21 protein-coding genes are annotated in these 23,669 nt (G+C 62.9%); 5 read left to right on the top strand and 16 right to left on the bottom strand.

The genetic code is table 11. The annotated features are described in order from the left end of the window. The first annotated feature begins 1 nt into the window (after nt 1). Nucleotides 2–3,298 (top strand): efflux RND transporter permease subunit, encoded by a 3,297-nt coding sequence (locus ACIQUB_RS00730; RefSeq protein WP_113235296.1) that lies wholly within the window; start codon nt 2–4, stop codon nt 3,296–3,298. 142 nt (nt 3,299–3,440) lie between these two features. Further along, nucleotides 3,441–4,151: a Crp/Fnr family transcriptional regulator gene (locus ACIQUB_RS00725; RefSeq protein ID WP_113235295.1), complete on the top strand. Its 711-nt coding sequence runs from the start codon at nt 3,441–3,443 to the stop codon at nt 4,149–4,151. Here ACIQUB_RS00725 and ureG read toward each other — a convergent pair. From ureG to urtA, 16 genes are all read right to left on the bottom strand, one after another. Continuing rightward, nucleotides 4,129–4,740 carry an urease accessory protein UreG gene (ureG, locus tag ACIQUB_RS00720; RefSeq protein WP_018897109.1) on the bottom strand — a complete coding sequence of 204 codons (612 nt, stop codon included), beginning with the start codon at nt 4,738–4,740 and terminating at the stop codon, nt 4,129–4,131. The genes ACIQUB_RS00725 and ureG overlap by 23 nt on opposite strands. A gap of 91 nt (nt 4,741–4,831) precedes the next feature. Continuing rightward, nucleotides 4,832–5,503 (bottom strand): urease accessory protein UreF, encoded by a 672-nt coding sequence (locus ACIQUB_RS00715; protein WP_402928289.1) that lies wholly within the window; start codon nt 5,501–5,503, stop codon nt 4,832–4,834. Between the two features lie 3 nt (nt 5,504–5,506). After that, nucleotides 5,507–6,025, bottom strand: coding sequence for an urease accessory protein UreE (gene ureE, locus ACIQUB_RS00710; RefSeq protein ID WP_113235293.1), 519 nt, complete (start codon nt 6,023–6,025; stop codon nt 5,507–5,509). A gap of 103 nt (nt 6,026–6,128) precedes the next feature. Continuing rightward, on the bottom strand, nt 6,129–6,959 hold the full coding sequence (locus tag ACIQUB_RS00705) for a GGDEF domain-containing protein (RefSeq protein WP_113235292.1): 831 nt from the start codon (nt 6,957–6,959) through the stop codon (nt 6,129–6,131). Between the two features lie 341 nt (nt 6,960–7,300). Further along, nucleotides 7,301–9,010 (bottom strand): urease subunit alpha, encoded by a 1,710-nt coding sequence (ureC, locus tag ACIQUB_RS00700; RefSeq protein ID WP_018897105.1) that lies wholly within the window; start codon nt 9,008–9,010, stop codon nt 7,301–7,303. A 3-nt stretch (nt 9,011–9,013) separates the two neighbouring features. After that, the gene (locus ACIQUB_RS00695) at nt 9,014–9,637 is read right to left on the bottom strand and encodes a Urease operon accessory protein (protein WP_113235312.1); all 624 of its coding nucleotides are present in this window, start codon (nt 9,635–9,637) and stop codon (nt 9,014–9,016) included. Nucleotides 9,638–9,653: 16 nt separating this feature from the next. Beyond that, complete coding sequence (locus ACIQUB_RS00690; protein ID WP_402928284.1) at nt 9,654–10,064, bottom strand: lysozyme inhibitor LprI family protein; 411 nt, start codon at nt 10,062–10,064, stop codon at nt 9,654–9,656. A gap of 20 nt (nt 10,065–10,084) precedes the next feature. Next, a complete protein-coding gene (locus ACIQUB_RS00685) occupies nt 10,085–10,390 on the bottom strand; it encodes an urease subunit beta (RefSeq protein ID WP_047514525.1) in 306 nt (101 codons plus the stop codon). A 10-nt stretch (nt 10,391–10,400) separates the two neighbouring features. Next, nucleotides 10,401–10,655, bottom strand: coding sequence for a DUF1272 domain-containing protein (locus tag ACIQUB_RS00680; protein ID WP_402928279.1), 255 nt, complete (start codon nt 10,653–10,655; stop codon nt 10,401–10,403). Between the two features lie 7 nt (nt 10,656–10,662). After that, nucleotides 10,663–10,965 carry an urease subunit gamma gene (locus tag ACIQUB_RS00675; protein WP_018897100.1) on the bottom strand — a complete coding sequence of 101 codons (303 nt, stop codon included), beginning with the start codon at nt 10,963–10,965 and terminating at the stop codon, nt 10,663–10,665. A 20-nt stretch (nt 10,966–10,985) separates the two neighbouring features. Beyond that, the gene (locus ACIQUB_RS00670; protein WP_113235289.1) at nt 10,986–11,807 is read right to left on the bottom strand and encodes an urease accessory protein UreD; all 822 of its coding nucleotides are present in this window, start codon (nt 11,805–11,807) and stop codon (nt 10,986–10,988) included. Nucleotides 11,808–11,968: 161 nt separating this feature from the next. Next, complete coding sequence (gene urtE, locus ACIQUB_RS00665; protein ID WP_113235288.1) at nt 11,969–12,664, bottom strand: urea ABC transporter ATP-binding subunit UrtE; 696 nt, start codon at nt 12,662–12,664, stop codon at nt 11,969–11,971. Between the two features lie 202 nt (nt 12,665–12,866). Then, complete coding sequence (gene urtD / locus ACIQUB_RS00660; protein WP_113235286.1) at nt 12,867–13,622, bottom strand: urea ABC transporter ATP-binding protein UrtD; 756 nt, start codon at nt 13,620–13,622, stop codon at nt 12,867–12,869. A gap of 5 nt (nt 13,623–13,627) precedes the next feature. Further along, a complete protein-coding gene (gene urtC, locus ACIQUB_RS00655; RefSeq protein WP_113235285.1) occupies nt 13,628–14,791 on the bottom strand; it encodes an urea ABC transporter permease subunit UrtC in 1,164 nt (387 codons plus the stop codon). Then, nucleotides 14,788–16,407 (bottom strand): urea ABC transporter permease subunit UrtB, encoded by a 1,620-nt coding sequence (gene urtB, locus ACIQUB_RS00650; RefSeq protein WP_112536737.1) that lies wholly within the window; start codon nt 16,405–16,407, stop codon nt 14,788–14,790. Before urtB ends, urtC begins: the two co-directional genes overlap by 4 nt. Before the next feature lie 195 nt (nt 16,408–16,602). Continuing rightward, nucleotides 16,603–17,895: an urea ABC transporter substrate-binding protein gene (gene urtA / locus ACIQUB_RS00645; protein ID WP_037186085.1), complete on the bottom strand. Its 1,293-nt coding sequence runs from the start codon at nt 17,893–17,895 to the stop codon at nt 16,603–16,605. Between the two features lie 217 nt (nt 17,896–18,112). On the opposite strand from urtA, the gene ACIQUB_RS00640 reads away from it, so the two are divergent. The 3 genes from ACIQUB_RS00640 (at nt 18,113) to ACIQUB_RS00630 (ending at nt 23,668) form a co-directional block, all read left to right on the top strand. Continuing rightward, nucleotides 18,113–21,499, top strand: coding sequence for an ATP-binding protein (locus ACIQUB_RS00640; protein ID WP_113235284.1), 3,387 nt, complete (start codon nt 18,113–18,115; stop codon nt 21,497–21,499). Next, complete coding sequence (locus ACIQUB_RS00635) at nt 21,492–22,388, top strand: response regulator transcription factor (RefSeq protein ID WP_113235283.1); 897 nt, start codon at nt 21,492–21,494, stop codon at nt 22,386–22,388. The genes ACIQUB_RS00640 and ACIQUB_RS00635 overlap by 8 nt, the downstream gene beginning before the upstream one ends. 95 nt (nt 22,389–22,483) lie before the next feature. Further along, the gene (locus ACIQUB_RS00630; protein WP_113235282.1) at nt 22,484–23,668 is read left to right on the top strand and encodes an acyltransferase; all 1,185 of its coding nucleotides are present in this window, start codon (nt 22,484–22,486) and stop codon (nt 23,666–23,668) included. The last annotated feature ends 1 nt before the right edge of the window (nt 23,669 follow it).

Genomic DNA, 23,669 nt, shown 5'->3' with positions numbered 1-23,669 from the left:
CATGAATTTCTCCGCATGGTCGATCCGAAATCCGATTGCGCCGCTGCTCGCCTTCGCGCTGCTGGTGTTCGTGGGCATCCAGGCCTTCTACAAGCTGCCGATCACCCGCTTCCCGAATATCGACGTTCCCGTCGTCTCCATCAGCGTCACGCAGAGCGGCGCCTCGCCGGCCGAGCTCGAAATGCAGGTGACAAAGGAGGTCGAGGACGCGGTCGCCTCCATCAGCGGCATCGATGAAATCCAGTCGACGGTCACCGACGGCCTGTCGCAGACGGTCGTCGTCTTCCGCATCGAGAAGCCGACCGCCGAAGCCGTCCAGGACACCAAGGACGCCGTCGACAAGATCCGCAGCGACCTGCCTGCTGGCATCGAGGAACCGATCGTCAGCAAGGTCGATGTCGAAGGACAGGCGATCCAGACCTTTGCCGTCTCCTCCCCCAACATGACGCTTGAGGAGCTGTCCTGGTTCGTCGACGACACCGTCAAGCGCGCCCTTCAGGGCCAGCCCGGCATCGGCCGTATCGACCGCTACGGCGGCGCCGACCGCGAAGTGCGTGTCTCGCTCGATCCCGGCAAGCTCGACGCCTACGGCATCACCGCCGCCGACGTGAACCAGCAACTGCGCGGCACCAACGTCAACCTCGGCTCCGGCCGTGGCCAGGTTGCCGGCAACGAACAGACCATCCGCACGCTCGGCGATACGCGCGACGTCTCGCAGCTCAACACGACCACGATCAGCCTGCCGAACGGTCGCTTCGTGAAGCTCTCCGAGCTCGGCACGATCGACGACACCTATGAGGAGCAGAAGTCCTTCTCGCGCTTCAACGGCACGCCGTCGGTCACCTTCGCCGTGTTCCGCGCCAAGGGCGCCAGCGAAGTCTCGGTGGCCGAGACTGTGTCGGAAAGCCTGACGGAAATCCGCAAGGCCAATCCGAACGTCAAGATCGAGATGGTGGATGACAGCGTCTACTTCACCTACGGCAACTACGAGGCAGCCCTTCACACGCTGATCGAAGGCTCGATCCTCGCCGTCATCGTCGTCTTCCTGTTCCTGCGCAACTGGCGCGCGACGCTGATCGCAGCCGTGGCGCTGCCCTTGTCTGCCATCCCGACCTTCTGGATCATGGATATCATGGGGTTCTCGCTGAACCTCGTGAGCTTCCTGGCGCTGACGCTCGCAACCGGTATTCTCGTCGACGACGCGATCGTCGAGATCGAGAACATCGCCCGCCATATCAAGATGGGCAAGACGCCCTACAGGGCAGCGCTGGAAGCGGCAGACGAAATTGGCCTCGCCGTTATCGCCACCAGCTTCACCATCATCGCCGTCTTCGTGCCGGTGTCGTTCATGCCAGGCATCGCTGGCCAGTACTTCATCCAGTTCGGCCTGACGGTCGCCTTCTCCGTCTTCTTCTCGCTCGTCGTGGCGCGCCTCATCACACCCTTGATGGCCGCCTATCTGATGCGTGCCGAAGACGGCATGGAAGACCATCACGACAATGACGGCACGATCATGCGCGGCTATACGCGCCTGGTGACCGGCACCACGCGCAAATGGTACTGGCGCTATACGACACTGCTCTGCGCCATCGCCTTCCTGATCGGCTCGATGATGTTGCTCAGCCGCGTGCCCGGCAGTTTCATGCCGCCGGACGATTCCTCGCGCGTCGTGCTCTCCGTCGAACTCCCGCCGAACGCAACGCTTGAGGATACGGCTGCCGCATCGACCAAGGTCTACGACGCCGTGCGTGGGATCGACGGCGTGGAAAGCGTCTTCGTTCTCGGCGGCGCATCGCCGAAGGGCGATCTCGAGCTGCGCCGCGCAACCGTCCGCGTCATCCTCGGCAATATCGACCATTCGCTGCTGAAGACCCTCGTCAACAAGGGTCTCGGCGGGCTGCCTGTTATCGGCAACCTGATCCCGAAGATGGAAGAACACGGGCGCACGCGTCCGCAGTGGGATGTCGAGAAGGATATCTTCGCCGCTGTCCGCGGTATTCCTGACGTGCGCATCTCCAAGGTCAACGACCGCGCCGAGCGCGACCTCACCTTCAACTTCCTCTCCTCCAACGAGGACGATCTTAACGAGGCCGTCAGTCTGCTGGAATCGAAGCTGCGCGCGTCGCCGATCCTGGCCAACGTCTCCTCCGAGGGCGCCCTGCCCCGGCCGGAACTGCAGATCCGCCCGCGCATGGCCGAAGCCTCCCGCCTCGGCATCACGCCGCAGCAGATCTCCGAGACGATCCGCGTCGCCACCATCGGCGATATCGACGCCAACCTCGCCAAGATCTCGCTCGACGACCGGCAGATCCCGATCCGCGTGCAGGCATCGCTCGATGTCCGCCGCGATCTGGCCGCCATCCGCGCCATCAAGATCAAGACCGCGAGCGGCGCCAGCGTACCGCTCTACAGCGTCGCCGATGTCGACTATTCGGAAGGCCCGAGCTCGATCAAGCGCAACAACCGTAACCGCGTCGTCGCCATCGGCTCCGACGTGCCCTTCGGCACGGCGCTCGATACCTCGACCGCCGAGTTCAAGCGCATCGTCTCTGAGACGCAGCTGCCGAAGAGCGTGCATCTGGCCGAAAGCGGTGACGCCAAGGTTCAGGGCGAAATGGTCCAGAGCTTCGGCAATGCCATGCTGATGGGCCTGATGCTGGTTCTGGTCGTGCTGATCCTGCTCTTCAAGGACGTGATCCAACCCTTCACCATCCTGTTCTCGCTGCCGCTTGCGATCGGCGGCGTGGCACTGGCGCTGATCGTCACCCAAAACGCGCTCTCCATGCCTGTTCTGATCGGCATCCTGATGCTGATGGGTATCGTCACCAAGAACGCCATCCTGCTCGTCGATTTCGCGATCGAGATGAAGCGGCACGGGATGGAGCGTGTCGAAGCCATGGTGGAAGCCGGCCGCAAGCGCGCGCGCCCGATCATCATGACCTCGATCGCCATGTCGGCGGGCATGCTTCCCTCGGCGCTCGGTGTCGGCGAAGGCGGCTCGTTCCGCTCGCCGATGGCAATCGCCGTGATCGGCGGTATCATAGTATCGACGGTGCTCTCGCTCGTAGTCGTCCCCTCCTTCTTCCTGATCATGGACGACCTTTCCCGCCTGCTCGGTTGGCTGTTCGGCCGCCTTGTCGGCAAGAAGGACGAAGAGCAGCTGCCGCTCTCGCCCGAGGAACTCACGACCGCCGTCACTAACCTCGACGGCCGCGTCACCGCGATCGAGAAACCCGACGACAAGAAGGGCAAAACCGGCGGCAACGTCGTCCGCCTGCCGCCCTTCGCGGCGGAATAATCGGATCATAGGGAAAGCCGGGGTCGCCCCGGCTTTCTTGTTTCTTGCGCCCACTTGATGCAGATCAACTTTCCCCATGGCCATTCGGCTATTTTAGCCGAATGGCAGGCGCGGCCTGCGACCGACGAATGTGGAGAAAGAGATGACGACGGGCTTGAAACTGAGCAATGTCCACAAGGCCATGCTTGGCGAAACCATTCTTCTTTCCGGCCTCAACCGGGATGAGCGCAACGCGCTTCTCGCCTGCGCGACCATCGTGCGCTACCAGATGCATGACATCCTGTTCCATCAGGGCGAGCGCGGTGAGTATTTCTACTGCGTGCTGACGGGCTTTGCCCGGCTCTACCGGCTTGGCGGCGACAATCAGGAAGGCGACATCCGCATTTGCGAGCCCGGCGACAGCTTCGCCGAATGCCTGGTCACGGATGGCGGCGATTATCGCTATGGCGCCCAGGCCATGGAGCACTCGATCTTGGCGCGCTTCAACCTCGAACAGGTCCGGGCTCTGGTCGAACACCGGCCGCATATCGGCATCGCCATCATGCGCAGCCTCTCGCAGCACCTGCTATCGACGATCGATTGCCTGGCAAGCGACCGCATGCAGACCGCACCCCAGCGCGTCGCGACCTATCTGCTCACCCATTGCAAACAGGAAGGTCTCGAGGCGAAGATGCGGCTCCCCTTCCAGAAGAGCCTCCTGGCGCGCAAGCTCGGACTGGCGCCCGAGGCGCTCTCCCGCGCCTTCTCGTCGCTGCGCGCCGCCGGCGTTACCGTCAGCGGCCGCTCGATCGAGATCAGCAATCTCAACGTCTTGAAGACGATCCCGGCGATTACAAGCCGCCATGCACCTTGAGGAAATCGACGATGGCGCCGATGCCGTCGCCGCGCTTCATGTCTGAGAACACGAAGGGGCGTGTGGCGCGCATGCGCGTCGCGTCGCGATCCATCACGTCGAGATCGGCGCCGACATAGGGCGCGAGATCCTTCTTGTTGATGACGAGAAGGTCCGACTTGGTGATCCCGGGCCCGCCCTTGCGCGGGATTTCCTCGCCCTGGCAGACCGAGATCACATAGATGGTGATGTCGGCAAGATCGGGCGAGAAAGTCGCCGCCAGATTGTCGCCGCCCGATTCGATGAAGACCACGTCGAGATCGGGAATGCGCTCGTTGAGGCCGGCAATGGCCTGCAGGTTGATCGTGGCGTCTTCACGAATGGCGGTGTGCGGGCAGCCGCCCGTTTCCACGCCGACAATGCGCTCCGACGGCAGCGCCTGCATGCGCATCAGTGCCTCGGCATCCTCGGTCGTGTAGATGTCATTGGTGACGACGGCGACCGAATATTGGTCGCGCATCGCCTTGCAGAGCTTTTCCGTCAGCGCCGTCTTGCCCGAGCCGACCGGTCCACCGATGCCGACCCGCAGAGGTCCGTTTCCTGATTTCATATCGTGCACTCCAATCGAGAATAATCATAGCGCGTCAACCGCAAGGCGGCCACCGGCAAATGGCGCAGATCGTTAGCGACAAGCGCCGTTGTCACGATCGAAAAAGCCGCGTCGATTGCGTCTCGTGCCGTAGCGAGACGATATCGGCCTGCACCGTTGCCGAGCCCAGTTCATCGAGCGTCGAGCCCGCCGCCCGCCGCCCAAGCAGAGCGATATCCCCTTCCCGCGCCGCCATGATCGCAACGCCATCCTTCTGGCCGGCAACGCCGAGCCGGATACCGGCGGAGACGGCCTGCGAGACATAAGCATGCAGAAAGGCGGCGACCGCCTTTTCAGCGCCGATCCCATGCGCACCGGACACGGCGCCGACGGCAACAGGATAAGCCACATGTTTCGGCAGCCGTGTGAACACCTCATCAGGCCATGCGCCGGCCGCCGACAGGAACGCGTCGCCGAGCAGCATCGTCTCCTGGTGCCGTTCGCGCGATCCCGCCAATGCCTCGGCAAGCTCGGCCACCTCAGACAGCGCCGAGGCGTCGCCATGCACCCTGTTGCTCTCGGCGAGCAGCACGACGTCGTTCCAGACGGCGCCATGATCCATCATGGCGCCCAGCCAATCACTGAGCGAGGCGGCATCGTGCACGAGCCCATCATGCACCGCCCGCTCCAGCCCGCCCGAATAGGCAAACGAGCCCACCGGAAAGGCCGGCGAAAGCCATGCCATCAACCGCAGCAGCGCCTGAAGATCACCGTTCTCGGTCATGGCTCAGTCGTGCGAATGGTTGTGCCCATGATCATGTCCATGGTCGTGTCCGTGGCCATGATCGTGTCCATGGCCATGCGAATGGCTGCCATGGGAATGATAGGCACCACGAGCCGGCTGGAACGGCTCGGTGACATCTGACACCGTCGCGCCCAGCCCCTCAAGCATGGCGCGAATGACATGGTCGCGCAGGATCAGGATACGCTCTTCCTCGATCTGCGCACCCAGATGCCGGTTGCCCAGATGCCAGGCGAGCTCGATCAGATGCAGGCGATCGCGGGCCTTGATCTCGAAAAGCTTCTCGTCGGCCGCAACGATCTCCACCAGCTCGCCATCGCCGAGAACCAGCATGTCGCCATTGGCGAACAGCACCGGCTCCTTGAGGTCGAGCATGACCATCTCGCCATTGTCGAGATGCAGCAGCTTGCGCCTGAGGTGCCTCAGATCATGCGGCAGCACGACCTTGTGGGTGGGGTGGGAAGACGGCGTGCCGGCCGGCAGATAGGAGGTGATGTACTGCATGATGTGTCCATTCCGGTTCAGGCGAGGAGCATGCAAAATCGGCTGGAACCGCGCAAGGGTCAAAACGCCGTATTGCGCACTATACGCGTGTCGTTGCAACGCTTTAGTGAATAGCGGACGACCTGCCGTCGACATTGGTTTCATCCTGGCTGAGCCGCATGCGGCGTTGCAGGCCCTCATCCTCGTGGACGACCCGATTGCGGCCGAGCGTCTTCGCCAGATAGAGCGCCTTGTCGGCGGCGGTGTAGGCGGCCTGCCTGCTTCGCCCATCGAAGAGCTCCGCGATGCCGGCCGACATCGTGACATTGAAGCTGCAGCCATCGAGCGCGATCGTCCGTTCGGCAAGCCGGTTGCAGGCCGCCCGGATCTGCGCCACCCGCTCCTCCTTGAGCGGCGCGATAACGACAACCCCGAACTCCTCGCCACCAAGCCGCGCGACGGTCGATTCTTCGCTGAAGGCCGCAGACAGCTCCGCCGCGACGGCAACGATGACAGCATCGCCGCAGGCATGCCCATAGCGATCGTTGACAGCCTTGAACCGGTCCACATCGAAGATCGCGAGACAGGCAGGCTCATCGACATCATCGAGCGCCTCGGTGAACGCCCGCCGGTTCAACAGGCCGGACAGCATGTCGGTGCGGCTCAGCTGTTCGAACTCGGCGCGCGAGACGCTGAGCTGATGCATCGCATAGCCTGCGACCAAGGCCAGCGCTCCCGATACAATCCCGCCGATCACCCAGGATAACGCCACGCCATAGATCACCGCATGCTCCAGCGAAACCGGCAGCATGCCAGCCCAATCGAGCGGCAACAGCAGCACCGCGATGACAAGCGAGGAGAGCATCACCGCGGCGAAACTCATCTTCAGCGCATAGGTATAAATCGTCAGGCGATTCCTGAAATCGCCGAGCTCCGCCTCGAGTAAAATGTGCATCCGAATCGACCTTCTAGCCCCGCGCCAAGTCTATTGATGAGACACGAACCGCTGCCGGGGTCTTAAGGGAATCACTAGGATTTTAGCGAGTTTTGTAAATTGTTCGTGCGCTGCACAATGGATCGAAACGCGACGAAAATGGCTCTGGAAATGTCCGTGCGGCTGCGCATCTAATGAATTGATAAATCACACTTTTCAGGATTTCGTCGGCCGTCGCGTCCCATTTCGGACGCAACGCCCCATGGTGGAACAACACGCAATCACGACACAACTTTAAGAATGCATTGCTAAACGTGTAGTCAGAAGTTGGCCGGCACTGAAGCGCCGGCCATTAAAGCTGATCAGTACATGAAGTAACGCTGCGCCATCGGCAGCGAGGTCGCCGGTTCGCAGGTGAGCAGCTCGCCGTCGGCGCGCACCTCGTAGGTCTCTGGATCGACCTCGATATGCGGCGTCAGGCTGTTGTGGATCATCGACGCCTTGGAGATGCCGCCGCGCGTGTTCTTGATGGCGACGAGGTCCTTGGCGACGCCGAGGCGGCCCTTCAGGCCGGCATCGAGCGACGCCTGGCTGACGAAGGTGACCGACGAGTTGGTGCGCAGCTTGCCATAGGCGGCGAACATTGGGCGATAGTGCATCGGCTGCGGCGTCGGGATCGAGGCGTTCGGATCGCCCATGGGGGCTGCCGCGATCGAGCCGGCGAGCAGCACCATCTCCGGCTTCACGCCGAAGAAGGCCGGGTTCCAGAGCACGAGGTCGGCGCGCTTGCCGACTTCGATCGAGCCGATCTCGTGGCTAACCCCTTGAGCAATCGCCGGGTTGATCGTGTACTTGGCGATATAGCGGCGGACGCGGAAGTTGTCATTATCCCCCGTCTCCTCCTTCAGCGGACCGCGCTGGCGCTTCATCTTGTCGGCCGTCTGCCAGGTGCGGATCGCGACTTCGCCGACGCGGCCCATGGCCTGGCTGTCGGACGAGATGATCGAGAAGGCGCCGATATCGTGGAGGATGTCTTCGGCCGCGATCGTTTCCTTGCGGATGCGACTTTCGGCGAACGCGATATCCTCGGGAATCGACGGCGACAGGTGGTGGCAGACCATCAGCATGTCGAGATGCTCGGAAATCGTGTTGACCGTGTAGGGCCGCGTCGGGTTGGTCGACGACGGGATGACGTTCGACTGACCGCAGATCTTGATGATATCGGGCGCGTGGCCGCCGCCCGCCCCTTCCGTGTGGAAGGCGTGGATGGTGCGGCCCTTGAGCGCCCCAATCGTATCCTCGACGAAGCCGCTTTCGTTCAGCGTGTCGGTGTGGATCATCACCTGGATATCGTATTCGTCGGCAACCGAGAGGCAGCAATCGATCGCGGCCGGCGTCGTACCCCAGTCCTCGTGCAGCTTCAGCGACGACGCGCCGGCGAGCACCATTTCCTCAAGTGCGGCCGGCAGCGAGGCATTGCCCTTGCCCGCCAGCGCCAGATTCATCGGGAAGCCGTCGAAGCTCTCGATCATCCGCTCGATATGCCAGGCGCCGGTGCAGGTGGTGGCGAGCGTGCCGTGCGCCGGGCCAGAGCCGCCGCCGAGCATGCAGGTGATGCCGGACATCAGCGCTTCCTCGATCTGCTGCGGGCAGATGTAATGAATATGCGCGTCCATGCCGCCGGCCGTGATGATCTTTCCCTCGCCGGCAATCGCCTCGGTCGACGGGCCGACGATGATGTTGACACCAGGCTGCGTATCCGGATTGCCGGCCTTGCCGATGGCGTGGATGCGGCCGTTCTTGAGCCCGATATCAGCCTTGACGATACCGGTATGGTCGATGATCACGACATTGGTGATGACGGTATCGACCGCGCCCTGCGCGCGCGTTGCCTGGCTCTGCCCCATGCCGTCGCGAATGACCTTGCCGCCGCCGAACTTCACCTCTTCGCCATAGGTGGTGAAATCCTTCTCGATCTCGATGAAGAGTTCGGTATCGGCAAGCCGGACCTTGTCGCCGGTGGTCGGGCCGAACATGCCGGCATAGGCGGCGCGGGAAATCTTGTAGGGCATGGGTCAGGCTCCTTGGGAGGACGAACGGGATGCGGACGGATAAAACCGCGTGACGCGGCCGGCGGCGACGTAAGCGTCGACGAGCTGCCTTTCGGCGGCGAAGGGATGCCACTCCCAGCCTTGATGGCCGAAGCCGGCAAGCGCGATCGGGGCATCGGGAAATCGGTTCATGACCTCAGCGATCACGATCATGCCGCTGCTCGGCACGACGTAAGGCGCGGGATCAAATGTGGCCAGTGCCTGGTCGACGCCATCATGAATCACTTTGTCAACGACCACATGCGCCTTGCCAGCGTCCTTGCAGAAGCTGCTGAATTGACTCGTATAGTCGTCGCAGAAATCGTCGAGCTCGGGATGCGAGACGGCCAGCGGGCCTTTCAGCGCCGCGAACTTCTCCGGATCGCGCACGCTCCAGATCTCCGAAGCCTCGACGATAGCGGGATGCGCGCGCCACGCCTTAGAAGACAGCATCGCCTTGGCGGGACGGCCGGTGTTGCAGACGGCGACGACATCGGTGCGGCCGGGGCTCGCCTCATAGGATCGGCATTCGTTGAACCGGATGACGAAGCCGGCTGCGGCAACAGCCGCAGCCCCTTCCGCACCGATCTCACCATTGCCGACGATCATCATGCTCTCTGCCACCTCAGTTGCTCATCGCATCTTCGAGCGTCTTGAGCTCCTTGGTCCTGGCATCGGTCACGTTGGCGATGCAGCCGGCCACCAGCATCGGCTCCATCGTACCGCCACGCGCCTGAAAGCCGGCCGCCTCGCATTGCGCATCACGGTAGGTAATCCAGGCGCGCTGGGCGGTTACCAGAGCTTTCTCAGCCCCCTTCATGTCGCCATCCTGATCGCTATCGATGGCGACCATGGCGGCGCGGGTCTTCTTGTATTGAACGTTGAGCGCCTTGTCGGCCTCGTCCTGCCGCGCCCGCTCGCAGAGCGTCATGTCCGTCTGTGTCGTCGGGCTCTTGCAGTCGATCTCCTCGGCACCGGCGCTGCCGGCAGCCATCAGCGCCATCAGACCAAAACCCACAGACATAGCGAAACGCATCATCTCCTCCCGAGACATGATCACAGCTTGCCCATCACCAGCTGGCGGAAGCCGTAGACTTCGCGCTTGCCGGATAGCGGGATCAACGTCACAGAACGCGTCTGCCCCGGCTCGAAGCGCACGGCGGTGCCGGCCGGAATATCGAGCCGCATCCCATGTGCCTTCTCGCGATCGAAGGAGAGCCCGGCATTGGTCTCGCCGAAATGATAATGGCTGCCGACCTGCACCGGGCGGTCGCCGGTGTTCGACACCTCGATGGTCACGGTCGGCGCGCCGGCGTTGAGTTCGATTTCGCCGGGTGCGGCAATGATTTCGCCTGGGATCATGATTTTCTCCTCACGCAGCCTTCACGGGCGCGCAGCCCTCGGCCTTCAGCACGCGTTTCGTCGATGCCGGGTTGTTGATGAGCTTGGCCGCCGGACGCACCGGCCTGCGCACCAGTTCGCCGCCGCAATTCGGGCAGACGCCTGAAAGCACGTTGTCGGCGCAGGCAGCGCAATAGGTGCACTCGAAGCTGCACATCATGGCCTCGCGGCTTTCGGGCGGCAGGTCCTTGTCGCAGCATTCGCAATTGGGTCGAAGCTCGAGCATGATGGCCTCAGCGGATCGGTTCGTGAACGGTCACCAGCTTCGTCCCGTCAGGGAACGTCGCTTCCACCTGCACGTCGTGGATCATCTCGGCGATGCCGTCCATTACCTGGTCGCGACCGATGACATGGGCGCCGGCTTCCATGAGTTCGGCCACCGGCCGGCCGTCACGCGCGCCTTCGACGACGTAGTCGGTGATGAGCGCGATCGCCTCGGGATAGTTGAGCTTGACGCCCCGCTCCAGCCGTCGCCGCGCGACCATCGCCGCCATCGAAATCAACAGCTTGTCTTTTTCTCTTGGTGTGAGGTTCATCGTGCATCCATCTGCTTGAACTAGAGATTCCAGACTTTCGGCACAGGCGCGCCGTTGCGCAAGGCTGAAATGATCGGGATCAGGATTTTTCGAAGTGCGAAGCCATCCGACGCCGCCAGCCGAACGACGAGCTTGCCCGCCCAGCAACTGGCGCCGCCCATATGACCGTCGAGCAAAGGCCTGACCGCATTGAGATAGCTCTCCGCCTGCGGCCCGACATAGAGCAGCGTCGCGAAGGCGACCTGGCCGGACAGCACCGCCCGCTCGCGCGTCAGCGACTGGACCTCGCCCGCGAGCCTCAGATCTTCGGCATGGCAGAGCCGGCCTTCCCTGCGGATACGCCAGCGATCGCGGAACAGCCCGGAGACAACCGCCTCGCCCATCGCCTTGCGCCCGAGCAGGATCGCCTCGACCGCCAGAAACTCCGCCCCCGCGTCGAGATCGACATCGAGCCGGCGATAGAGCGAGGAGCGATCGAAGAGGATGGTTTCCTGCGGCAACCAGTCGACCCGCGCATTGGCGCCGACGTGAATTTTGGTGGTGATCTCGGCGGTGCCGGCGGACGCCTTGTAGATCTTCTCGCAGGCTTGCGTGGTCACGTCGATGCGCGTACAGGGACCGGCAACGACGCTCCAGTCCATGCGGTCGCCACCGGTGAGCCCACCTGCCGTATTGATGATGACGGCTTCCATCGAGGCATCGAAGGTATCTGGCAGCCGGATCTTCGCGGCACCCTCCTGATAGAGCTCGCGGATGCGCGTGCGCCCGCCCAGCGACTTCGCGGCCAGATGCCCGCGGCCTTCGGCCCTTTGCGGTCTGGTGGCTGCCGCGGCGTTCGTCATTCCATGCCCTTTTCATGCCGCCGGTTTGCCCGGCCGTTCTCATTCAATCCTGTAACTGATTGAAAGCAAGCAATTTCCATGCCGCGCGAAGGACACTGAAATCTCGGCGCCGGCCAACAGGGCGCATGTCGTCGAATGCCTTTAAAAGCGGCGAATGCCGATCAGACGGTCAGATGCCGGCGCGCCTCCGGCGTATCCAGCGTCTCCGCCAGACCCTCGTGCACGATCTCGCCGCGATCCATGATGTAGACGTAATCGGCAAGCTCCCGGCAGAAATCGAGATACTGCTCGACCAGCAGGATCGCCATGCCGGTGCTATCACGCAGATAGCGGATCGCCCGGCCGATATCCTTGATGATCGACGGCTGGATGCCTTCGGTCGGCTCGTCGAGCACGAGGATCTTCGGCCGCGTCACCATCGCCCGCCCGATCGCCAACTGCTGCTGCTGCCCACCCGAGAGATCGCCGCCGCGCCGCCCGAGCATGGTCTGCAGCACGGGAAACAGGCTGAAGATATCGTCGGGGATGTTCTTGTCGCGGCGCGTAAGCGGCGCAAAGCCGGTCTCGAGATTTTCCTTCACCGTCAGCAACGGAAAGATCTCGCGCCCCTGCGGGACATAGCCGATGCCCTGCTTGGCGCGCGCATAGGGCGCTAGGCCGTTGAGTTTTGTGTCGTTGAAGGTCACCGTGCCTGAAGACAGCGGATGCTGGCCGGTAACGGCGCGCAGCAGCGAGCTCTTTCCCACACCGTTGCGCCCGAGCACGCAGGTAATCTTGCCCATCTCTGCCTTCAGCGAGATGCCGCGCAGCGCCTGCGCCGCGCCATAGTGGAGGTTTGCGTTTTCGATGGTCAGCATGGTTTTCCCCTATGATCGCTTACGGTTGTGGCACCCCCCTCTGCCCTGCTGGGCATCTCCCCCACAGGTGGGGAGACTGGCTGGGTGCACCCGCTCGCTCCAACGGCTATTGATTGACGAGACGCCCGCCACGGGTCGATCTCCCCCCTTGTGGGGGAGATGCCCAGCAGGGCAGAGGGGGGTATCACACACTCAACGCCCATCACCGCCCCAGATAATTCTCGATCACCTTCGGATCGGAACTCACAAAATCAATCGACCCCTCGGCCAAAACCGAGCCTTCAGCCAAGCACGTCACCTTCACCCCAAGATCGCGGATAAAGCCCATGTCGTGCTCGACGACCACAACCGACCGCGTCTTGGCGATCTCCTTGAGCAGAATCGCCGTCTCCGCCGTCTCCGCATCCGTCATCCCGGCCACCGGCTCGTCGACCAGCAACAGTTTCGGCTCCTGTGCCAAGAGCATGCCGATCTCCAGCCACTGCTTCTGCCCATGGCTGAGATTGGCGGCGAGGTCGTCGCGGCGGTGCGTCAGGCGAACGGTCGCCAGGATCTCCTCGATACGCGACCGGTCCTCGTTCGACAGCCGGTAGAACAGCGTCGAGAACACGCCACGCCGGCGGTTCAGCGCCAGCTCGATATTGTCCCAGACCGTGTGGCTCTCGAACACCGTCGGCTTCTGGAACTTGCGGCCGATGCCGAGCTGGGCGATGTCGGCTTCGTCGAGCTTGGTGAGGTCGGTCTGGCCGTTGAAGAACACCTGGCCAGTGTCCGGCCGCGTCTTGCCGGTAATGATGTCCATCATCGTCGTCTTGCCGGCGCCGTTCGGGCCGATGATAGCGCGAAGTTCGCCTGGTTCGATGACGATCGACAGCGAATTCAGCGCCTTGAAGCCATCGAAGGAGACGGAGACGTTGTCGAGATAGAGAACGCTGTTGGGTTTGACGTCAGGGATCATGGCGCTCACTCCGCGGGCTGGATTTCGGCGTCGACACCGTCTTCGCGTTTCGCGGGCGGCGTGTCGCTGGAGGATGGCTTGCGCTTGCCGAGATACTGGCCGATCGTGCCGACGATGCCCTTGGGCAGGAACAGCGTCACCGCGACGAACAGCCCGCCGAGCGCAAAGAGCCAGAATTCCGGGAAGAGGCCGGTAAAGATCGTCTTGCCGCCATTGACCATGATCGCGCCGATGATCGGCCCGATCAGCGTCGAGCGCCCGCCCACCGCCGTCCAGATGACGACTTCGATCGAGTTGGCCGGGGCAAATTCGCCGGGGTTGATGATGCCCACCTGCGGCACGTAGAGCGCGCCGGCGATCCCCGCCATCATCGCCGAAACGACGAAGGTGAAGAGCTTGAAGTGCTCGACGCGGTAGCCGAGGAAGCGCGTGCGGCTTTCCGCGTCGCGCACGCCGACCAGCACCTTGCCGAACTTCGAGCGCACGATGCCCGACGCGATCAGCAGCGACAGTGCGAGCAGGATCGCGGTGGCCGAGAAGAGTGCCGCACGCGTGCCGTCGGCCTGGATGTTGTAGCCGATGATGTCCTTGAAATCGGTCAGGCCGTTATTGCCGCCGAAGCCCATGTCGTTGCGGAAGAAGGCGAGCAGCAGCGCGTAGGTCATCGCCTGGGTGATGATCGAGAGATAGACGCCGTTGACGCGCGAGCGGAAGGCGAACCAGCCGAAGACGAAGGCGAGCAGCCCGGGCACGACGAGCACCATCAGCGCCGCGAACCAGAAATGGTCGAACCCATGCCAGAACCACGGCAGTTCCTTGTAGTTCAGGAACACCATGAAATCGGGAAGGATGGGGTCGCCGTAGCTGCCGCGCGTGCCGATCTGGCGCATCAGATACATGCCCATCGCATAACCGCCGAGCGCGAAGAAAGCGCCGTGGCCGAGCGAGAGAATGCCGCAGAAACCCCAGACGAGATCGAGCGCCAGCGCCAGCAGCGCATAGGTCAGATACTTGCCGAACAGCGACATGATGTAGGTCGGGATATGCACAGGGCTCGTTGCCGGCGTCATCAGGTTCAGAACTGGCACCAGCACGGCAAGCGCCAGCAGGATGATGAGCGCAACGATGATCTTGCGATCGAGAGACCGGAGAAGGAAGGCCGTAATCATGCTTCCACCGCCCTTCCTTTGAGTGCGAAGAGCCCACGCGGCCGCTTCTGGATGAAGAGAATGATGAGGACGAGCACCAGGATCTTGCCGAGCACGGCGCCGGCGAAAGGCTCGAGGAACTTGTTGACGACGCCGAGCGACAGCGCGCCCACCAGCGTGCCCCACAGATTGCCGACGCCGCCGAACACCACGACCATGAAGCTGTCGATGATGTAGCTCTGGCCGAGATTGGGCGAGACGTTGTCGATCTGGCTGAGCGCCACGCCCGCCATGCCGGCGATGCCGGAGCCGAGCGCGAAGGTGAAGGCATCGACCCAGCCGGTGCGGATACCCATCGACGACGCCATGCGCCGGTTCTGCGTGACGGCGCGCATCTGCAGGCCGAAGGCGGAACGCTTGAGAAGCATGAGCAGCGTCACGAACACGGCCATCGAGAAGACGATGATCCACAGGCGGTTCCAGGTGATCGACAGGCCGCCGAGTTCGAACGCGCCCGACATCCAGCTCGGATTGCGCACTTCGCGGTTGGTCGGCCCAAAGATCGAGCGCACGGCCTGCTGCAGGATGAGCGACACGCCCCAGGTTGCAAGCAGCGTTTCCAGCGGACGTCCATAGAGATAGCGGATCACGGTGCGCTCGATGACGAGGCCGACGAAGCCGGTGAAGAGGAAGGCGGCGGGTACGGCGAAGGCCAGCGAATAGACTTCGAGGCCGGGGAAGGTCGAGGCGATATACTGCTGCACGACATAGGTCGTGTAGGCGCCGATCATCACCATCTCGCCATGCGCCATGTTGATGACGCCCATGACGCCGAAGGTGATGGCAAGGCCGATGGCGGCAAGCAGCAGCACCGAGCCTAGCGACAGGCCGTACCAGACGTTCTGCACCACGTCCCACAGCGCCAGGCTGCGGTTGATCGTGTTGATATGCGTCTGGATCTCGCCCTTCAACTCGTCGGGCGCGGTCGCCATCGCGGTCGTAAGAATAGTCAGCGCGTTGCGACCGCCACGGGCGGCGATCGTATCGATGGCGGCCTTCTTGTCCTCGGCGCCGACATCGCTCTTCAGCACCATGACGGCGCGGGCGGCTTCCATCGTCTCCTTGACCTCGCCGTCCTTCTCGGCGGCAAGTGCGGAGTTCAGAAGTTCGAGATTGGCGGGATCGGCATCGCGCAGCAGCCCCTGGGCAGCCGCAAGGCGGGCGCCGCGATCAGGCGACAGCAGCGTCAGCTGGCTCATGGCCGAAGCAATGACGCCACGCAGCGAATTGTTGATCCGGACCTTGGACATATAGTCCGCGTCGATATCGGCGACGGCTTCGCCGCTGATCGGATCGGAAAATGTCGGCTCGTCCTCCGTGCCGCCCTGAAGCAGAACCGGGCCACCGCTTTCCGAATTCACGTAAAGCTGGCCGTCGCTGAGCTGCTGCAGGATCTGGCTGACATGGGCATCGCCGGATGCGACCAGCGCCTTGATGGCGACCTCGCGCTCCGGGAAATCGCCGACGCCGAGCGCGTCGACCAGCGCATGGATGTCTTCCTGCGCCTTCAGCGCCGTGGCGAATGCCGGCAGGGCCAGGCACAAGGTCAAAAGCAAAATCTTGATGGCGCGATACATCGGCTTTCTGCCTCGGTTATCGTTGGCCTTCCGGCGCAATCGGGGAAATTCAGGGGCCCTTAGGTCGGCTGCTTCCACTGAGTGGATCGGTGCCGTCCGAAGCCTCAGGGCCGCGCTTCGGAGATGGACCTTCCGCCCGGACAGGAGAGACCGGGCGGAAGTCTTCAGGCGTCAGAGTGACGGGGTGGTCAGCACTCAGGAGCCCTTGCCGCCGCACTTGCCCGTGGCAACGTTGAAGTTTCCGCAGTTCATGGGCTTGCGCCAATCGGAGATCAGGTCCTTGGAGTCAGGCAGGAAGTCGGACCATTCGTCGCCGACGACAGCAGGGGTCTGCTGGACGATTTCGAACTGGCCGTTCGCCTGGATTTCACCGATCAGCACCGGCTTGGTGATGTGGTGGTTCGGCATGACGGTGGCGTAGCCGCCCGACAGGTTCGGAACAGTGGTGCCGATGATCGTGTCGAGAACCTTGTCCGTGTCGGTCGTGCCGGCAGCCTGGACCGCCTTAACCCATGCGTTGAAGCCGATATAGGCAGCTTCCATCGGGTCGTTGGTCACGCGCTTGTCGTTCTTGGTGTAGGCATGCCATTCCTTGATGAACTTCTTGTTGGCCGGGCTTTCGACCGACTCGAAGTAGTTCCAGGCAGCGAGGTGGCCGACCAGCGGCTTGGTGTCGAGACCGGCAAGCTCTTCTTCGCCGACCGAGAAGGCGACAACAGGGATATCGGTTGCCTTGACGCCCTGGTTGCCGAGTTCCTTGTAGAACGGAACGTTGGCGTCACCGTTGATCGTGGAGACGACGGCGGTCTTCTTGCCCGCGCCACCGAATTCCTTGATCTTGGAGACTTCCGTCTGCCAGTCGGAGAAGCCGAACGGCGTGTAGTTGACGATGATGTCTTCCTTCGGAATGCCCTTCGAGATCAGGTAGGCTTCCAGGATTTTGTTGGTCGTGCGCGGATAGACGTAGTCGGTACCTTCCAGAACGAAGCGCTTAACGCCTTCCTTTTCCATCAGGTAATCGACAGCCGGGATTGCCTGCTGGTTCGGAGCAGCACCCGTGTAGAAGATGTTGCGCGAGGATTCTTCGCCTTCATACTGAACCGGGTAGAACAGGATGGAGTTGAGCTCTTCGAAAACCGGCAGGACCGACTTGCGCGACGAGGACGTCCAGCAACCGAAGACGGCCGCGACCTTGTCCTTTTCGATCAGCTCGCGTGCCTTTTCGGCAAACAGCGGCCAGTCGGAAGCCGGATCGACGACGACGGCCTCGAGCTTCTTGCCGAGAAGGCCGCCCTTCTTGTTCTGCTCGTCGATGAGCATCAGCATGGCGTCTTTCAGCGTCGTTTCGGAGATCGCCATCGTGCCGGACAGCGAATGCAGAACGCCGACCTTGATGGTGTCGTCAGCCGCAACGGCTCCATGGAATGCGGCCGTGGCCGACATGACGGCGCCGAGCACGGCACCGGAAACATATGATCGCAGATTCATCTGGTTGATCCCCTCTTCTTGTTCCGACAACAGGCCTGAAACGGCGATTAACTGTTGCTTAAGGGACTATCCGGTGCTGCACTGCGAAAGCGTATACGCGAAATGACGTAGGTGACGGGGCGAAATGTGCAGTTTTGCGTTGCACCGCACTCTTAAGCCCCGCACTGTTCCATGTTACGAACGCATGACAAGGGGAACGAAAGGGCCGATTACGGGCATGGCAGCGCGGCAACGCATTATTCCGGTCAGGCGCGAATACAATCGCTGGGTCGCCAACCAGACGCTGGAAGACTATGCGCTGCGCTTCACCGCCAAGAGCGCCCGGCAATTCTCCTCGCAGCGCATCTCGCAAACCGCGATCGGCGCCATCTCCTTTCTGGCGCTGGAGGCGATCGGCGGCGCCATCACGCTCTCCTACGGCACCACCAACGCCTTCTACGCCATCATCGTCGCCTCGATCGCCATGCTCGCTATCGGCCTGCCGATCAGCCGCTATGCCATCCGCCACGGCGTCGATATCGACCTTCTGACCCGTGGCGCCAGCTTCGGCTATATCGGCTCGACCATCACCTCGCTGATCTACGCCAGCTTCACCTTCATGCTGTTTGCGATCGAGGCGTCGATCATGTCCGGCGCGCTGGAGCTGACCTTGGGCATTCCGCTCTGGATCGGCTACATCATCAGCGCCGTCATGGTCATCCCGCTCGTCACCCACGGCGTCCGGCTGATCAGCCGCTTCCAGCTTCTGACGCAGCCCTTCTGGATCGTCCTCAACATCCTGCCCTTCCTCTTCATCGCCGTGATGGATTGGGAAAAGTTCGACCTCTGGCGTGCTTTCTCCGGCATCCGCCATGCCTCTGGCCCACCCGGCACCGTCGCCCCCTTCGATCTCGTCGAATTCGGCGCGGCCTCCGCCGTCATCCTGGCGCTGATGTCCCAGATCGGCGAACAGGCCGACTTTCTGCGCTTCCTCCCTCCGGAAAAGCAGACCAAGTGGCGCCACCGCCTCGCCGTCTTCCTCGCCGGTCCCGGCTGGGTCATCATCGGCGCGCCGAAGCTGCTGGCCGGCTCCTTCCTCGTCGTGCTCACTTTTGCTTCAGGTGTTCCCGCAGACCGCGCCGCCGATCCGGCGCAGATGTATCTGACCGCCTTCGGCTACATGATTCCCTGGCACAACGCCGCGCTGCTCTTGATGGCCGCCTTCGTTATGGTCTCGCAGCTTAAGATCAACGTGATGAACGCCTATGCCGGGTCGCTCGCCTGGTCGAATTTCTTCTCCCGCTTGACCCACAGCCACCCCGGCCGCGTCATCTGGCTGGTGTTCAACGTGGCGATCGCGCTGCTGCTGATGGAGCTAGGCATCTACCGGCTGCTTGAGGAAACGCTCGGCATCTTCTCGATCATCGCCATGGCCTGGCTCTGCACCATTTCGGCCGATCTCTTCATCAACAAGCCGCTCGGTCTTGCCCCTCCAGGCATCGAATTCAAGCGCGCCCATCTCTACGACATCAACCCCGTCGGCCTCGGCGCCATGACGCTGTCGGCGACCATCGCGCTCATCGCCCATTTCGGCGCCTTCGGCACGATCGCCGCATCGCTCGCGCCCTACATCACCCTCATTGTCGCCCTGATCGCCTCGCCCGCGATCGCCTGGGCCACGAAGGGCAAGTTCTACCTCGCCCGCAAGCCGCGCCAGAGCTGGAAGAACCTGACGAACATCACCTGTTCGGTCTGCGAACATCCCTTCGAGCCGGAGGACATGGCCTGGTGTCCCGCCTATGCCGCGCCGATCTGCTCGCTCTGCTGTTCGCTCGACAGCCGCTGCCACGACATGTGCAAGCCCAATGCGCATCTGAACGCGCAGGTCGGCTATGTCGCCAAAGCGGTGCTGCCCGAAACCATCGTCCAGAAGCTGACCACGCGCCTTGGCCGCTACGGCATCGCCGTCATTCTGGCGCTGACCGCCGTCGGCGCCATCCTGGCGATGATCGCGCATCAGGTCTCCTCGGCCTCGCCGGCAACCGCCGAGGTCGTCAACGGCACGATCCTTATCGTCTTCTTCGTCTTCGCCGTTATCGCCGGCGTCGTCTGCTGGTTCTATGTGCTCGCCCATGACAGCCGCGTCGTCGCCGAGGAGGAATCCTCGCGCCAGAACACGCTGCTCCTCAAGGAAATCGCCGCTCACAAGAAGACGGATGCCGCACTCCAGGCCGCCAAGGAGACCGCCGAGGCCGCCAACCGCGCCAAGAGCCGCTATGTCGTCGGCCTCAGCCACGAGCTGCGCACGCCGCTCAACGCCGTGCTCGGCTACGCCCAGATCCTGGAGCGCGACGAGACCATCCCGACGCCACGCCAGTCGTCGATCAAGGTCATCCGCCGCTCGGCCGAACATCTCTCCGGCCTCATCGACGGCCTGCTCGATATCTCGAAGATCGAGGCGGGCCGCCTGCAGGTCTATTCCAACGAGATCAACATCCAGGATTTCCTCGACCAGATCGTCGACATGTTCCGCCCGCAGGCGCTCGCCAAGGGTTTGACCTTCAACCACCAGCGCGCGCCTGCCCTGCCCCAGTTCGTGCGGACCGACGAAAAACGCCTGCGCCAGATCCTCGTCAATCTCCTTTCCAACGCCATCAAGTTCACCGACGAGGGCACCGTCACTTTCGATGTCGCCTATCGCAGCCAGGTCGCGACCTTCACCGTGACGGACACCGGTCGCGGCATCGCCGAGAAGGACCTGAGCCGCATCTACGAGCCATTCCAGCGCGGCGAGGCCGACAGCATCCGCCCCATGCCCGGCCTCGGCCTCGGCCTGACGATCACCCAGCTTCTGACCAACACGCTCGGCGGCGAAATCTCCGTGACCAGCGAAAAGGACAAGGGCTCGACCTTCCGCGTGCGCCTGATGCTCTCGGCCGTGCTGCGCGAGATGGCCGCGCCGCCGCAGGAAAAGAAGATCGTCAGCTATGACGGCCCGCGCCGCACCATCGTCGTCGTCGACGACAACGAGGACCACCGCGAGATGATGCGCGAGATCCTGGTGCCGCTGGATTTCGTCGTGCTGACGGCGGCAAGCGGCACGGATTGCCTGACGCTGATCGAAGGCATCCAGCCCGATCTCTTTCTCGTCGACATCCTGATGCCGGGCATGAACGGCTGGCAGCTCGTCTCGCGCCTGCGCGAAGCCGGCCAGACCGCGCCCATCGTCATGCTGTCTGCCAATATCGGCGACGCCGCCGCCCATGGCGACAGCGACGACAGCCACAATGACGCGATCGGCAAGCCGGTCGACATCCGCCGCCTGCGCGACAAGCTCGCGCTGCACCTCGGCCTGAAATGGCTCTACGCCGAAGCCGCCCCCGCGACGCCAAAGAAGACTGAGCAGATCTTGCAGAGCCCCGGCGATGCGCATGTGCAGGAACTGCTGCGTCTCGGCGAGATCGGCTATATCAGGGGCATCGAGGCAAAGCTCGCCGACCTTGCCAAGGTGGAGGCAAATCAGCCATTTACCGAGGACCTTCGATCCTATGTCGCCGCCTTCGACCTGAACGGCTTCATGGCCTTCCTGCACCGCTTCGACGAAAAGGTGGAACACATTGGCTGAGCTCCCGCGCGACATCGTTCTGTTGGTCGACGACTCGCCGGAAGCGCTCGGCTTCTTGACCGATGCGCTGGAGCAATCCGGCTTCTCCGTCCTGATCGCCACCTCGGGCTCAGCAGCGCTCAACATCGTCGAGCGCATCACCCCCGACCTCATCCTGCTCGACGCTGTCATGCCCACCATGGACGGTTTCGAGACCTGCCGGCGGCTGAAGGCCAACCCGGCGATCAGCCAGATCCCCGTCATCTTCATGACCGGGCTGACCGAGACCGAACACGTCGTCCACGCGCTCGGCTCCGGCGGCGTCGATTATCTGACCAAGCCGATCAACATCGACGAACTCCGCGCCCGCATCGGCGTCCACCTCAAAAACGCCCGCTCCGCCCAGAGCGCCCGCGTGGCGCTCGACGCCGCCGGCCGCCACCTGCTGGCGGTCAAGGGAGACGGCAACATCCACTGGTCGACGCCCCAGGCGACCCGCCTCGTCAACGCCGCCATGGGCAGCGACGACGGCATGGACACGGTGATCTCAACCATCGCCGCCTGGATGAAAGACCGCACCGCCTCCACCATATCTGTCGCCCATGGCGGCCAGGACGTGCTGCAGCTCGCCTTTCTTGGCACGATCGGCCCCGACGAATATCTCTTCCGCCTCACCGCCAGCCAGCGCGCCGACGACCAGGTATTGCGCCAGCGCTTCGCGCTCACCCACCGCGAATCCGAGGTGCTGCTCTGGATCGCCAAGGGCAAAGCCAACCGCGACATCGGCGAAATTCTCGGCCTATCCGCCCGCACGGTGAACAAGCACCTCGAGCAGATCTACGTCAAACTCGGCGTCGAAAACCGGGCTTCGGCTGCCGTCAAGGCGGCTCATGTGTTGCATGAGACGTAGGTGAGCGAGCCGCTCACACTTTAGAAAGCACACACGGATATCCTTGAGCGACGCCCGCAACCCGGGCATGGCATCAAGATGATATCCGGCAGGTCATGAAGGACAGGCTTTACTATGTGGATCGGCTGCGGATTTCCGCCTTCGCGATCCTGATCCTCTATCACTCCTCGGCGGCCTTCTTCACCGACATGGGTTGGCTGATCCATAGCGATCGCACCAGCCCCGCGCTCTCGCTGATCATGGAATTCCCGCGCGCCTGGCGGCTGGCGCTGCTGTTCTTCGTCTCGGGCATGGGCGCTGCCTTCTCCTTTCGCTCCGATTCCAGCCTCGCCTTCCTGCGCAAGCGCACCATCCGCCTGCTTGTCCCCCTGCTCTTCGCCATGGCCGTCCTCGTCGTGCCGCAGGTCTGGTACGAGCGCATGTATGAGACCGGCTATGACGGCTCGCTCATCAATTTTTGGCTGACGCGCTATTTCACCGAGGGGCGCTACCCGACCGGCAATTTCACCTGGGCGCACATGTGGTTCGTCGCCTATCTGCTTGTGATGTCGGTGATCTGCTACCCGATCTTTCTCTATCTCAGCCGACCGGGCAACGCGATCATGGCCTGGTTCGAGCGCATCGCGAAATCAGGCGCCATCTATCTCTTCTTCCTGCTGCCGCTGGTGTTGAACCTTGTTCTGACGCCGTTCTACCCCAAGGAAACCAATGCGCTTTACAATGACGGCGCCTGGTTCGCGGTCTGGGCAAGCTGGTTCGGCCTCGGATTCCTCGTCGCCCGCAATCATCGCAGCCTAATCGAGCCGATCATCGCCAAGCGCTATGTGAGTGCCGCGGTCGCGCTCGCCGTGACGATGTTTCTATATGCCTTCGCCTGGCTCGCCCCCGCCGAACAGGCGATCGGCAGCTACGGCGATGAAACCCCGCTCTTCAAGGCCGCGATCTTCCTGCTTGCCTGGTCGATGATCCTGACCCTGATCGGCTTCGCCGCCCGTCATTTCAACCAGCCGGACGCGCGGCTGGTCACGGTCAACCGCCTAGTGTTCCCGCTCTACATCATCCATCAGACGGTGATTGTCGGCGCGCTCTATTACGTCCTGCCGCTCGGCCTGCCCGCCGTGCCGAGCTTCATCATCATCGCCGCCGCGACCTTCGTGCTGTCGAGCCTCTTCGCCATCGCGGTGGACTTCATCCCCGGCCGCGCGCGGCTGCTCTTCGGCCTCGAAGCCAAACCGCGTGGTCCCTCGGGCGAGCGAAAGACCGTCGGCGCGCAGCGATAGA

The sequence above is a fragment of the Rhizobium sp. NPDC090275 genome, from assembly GCF_044772225.1.
Lineage (GTDB): Bacteria > Pseudomonadota > Alphaproteobacteria > Rhizobiales > Rhizobiaceae > Rhizobium.
This window is presented reverse-complemented; position numbering and strand designations above follow the sequence as displayed.

Excerpts from the sequence above, each read along its gene's own strand:
- urtA (WP_037186085.1), bottom strand. The coding sequence starts at position 17,895 with ATGAATCTGCGATCATATGTTTCCGGTGCCGTGCTCGGCGCCGTCATG.
- ACIQUB_RS00690 (WP_402928284.1), bottom strand. The coding sequence starts at position 10,064 with ATGCGTTTCGCTATGTCTGTGGGTTTTGGTCTGATGGCGCTGATGGCT.
- ACIQUB_RS00630 (WP_113235282.1), top strand. The coding sequence starts at position 22,484 with ATGAAGGACAGGCTTTACTATGTGGATCGGCTGCGGATTTCCGCCTTC.
- ACIQUB_RS00680 (WP_402928279.1), bottom strand. The coding sequence starts at position 10,655 with ATGCTCGAGCTTCGACCCAATTGCGAATGCTGCGACAAGGACCTGCCG.
- ACIQUB_RS00675 (WP_018897100.1), bottom strand. The coding sequence starts at position 10,965 with ATGAACCTCACACCAAGAGAAAAAGACAAGCTGTTGATTTCGATGGCG.
- urtE (WP_113235288.1), bottom strand. The coding sequence starts at position 12,664 with ATGCTGACCATCGAAAACGCAAACCTCCACTATGGCGCGGCGCAGGCG.
- ureE (WP_113235293.1), bottom strand. The coding sequence starts at position 6,025 with ATGCAGTACATCACCTCCTATCTGCCGGCCGGCACGCCGTCTTCCCAC.
- ACIQUB_RS00670 (WP_113235289.1), bottom strand. The coding sequence starts at position 11,807 with ATGACGAACGCCGCGGCAGCCACCAGACCGCAAAGGGCCGAAGGCCGC.
- ACIQUB_RS00695 (WP_113235312.1), bottom strand. The coding sequence starts at position 9,637 with ATGATCGTCGGCAATGGTGAGATCGGTGCGGAAGGGGCTGCGGCTGTT.
- ureC (WP_018897105.1), bottom strand. The coding sequence starts at position 9,010 with ATGCCCTACAAGATTTCCCGCGCCGCCTATGCCGGCATGTTCGGCCCG.
- ACIQUB_RS00730 (WP_113235296.1), top strand. The coding sequence starts at position 2 with ATGAATTTCTCCGCATGGTCGATCCGAAATCCGATTGCGCCGCTGCTC.
- ACIQUB_RS00715 (WP_402928289.1), bottom strand. The coding sequence starts at position 5,503 with ATGACCGAGAACGGTGATCTTCAGGCGCTGCTGCGGTTGATGGCATGG.
- urtC (WP_113235285.1), bottom strand. The coding sequence starts at position 14,791 with ATGATTACGGCCTTCCTTCTCCGGTCTCTCGATCGCAAGATCATCGTT.
- ureG (WP_018897109.1), bottom strand. The coding sequence starts at position 4,740 with ATGAAATCAGGAAACGGACCTCTGCGGGTCGGCATCGGTGGACCGGTC.
- ACIQUB_RS00640 (WP_113235284.1), top strand. The coding sequence starts at position 18,113 with ATGGCAGCGCGGCAACGCATTATTCCGGTCAGGCGCGAATACAATCGC.
- ACIQUB_RS00685 (WP_047514525.1), bottom strand. The coding sequence starts at position 10,390 with ATGATCCCAGGCGAAATCATTGCCGCACCCGGCGAAATCGAACTCAAC.
- urtD (WP_113235286.1), bottom strand. The coding sequence starts at position 13,622 with ATGATCCCTGACGTCAAACCCAACAGCGTTCTCTATCTCGACAACGTC.
- urtB (WP_112536737.1), bottom strand. The coding sequence starts at position 16,407 with ATGTATCGCGCCATCAAGATTTTGCTTTTGACCTTGTGCCTGGCCCTG.
- ACIQUB_RS00705 (WP_113235292.1), bottom strand. The coding sequence starts at position 6,959 with ATGCACATTTTACTCGAGGCGGAGCTCGGCGATTTCAGGAATCGCCTG.
- ACIQUB_RS00725 (WP_113235295.1), top strand. The coding sequence starts at position 3,441 with ATGACGACGGGCTTGAAACTGAGCAATGTCCACAAGGCCATGCTTGGC.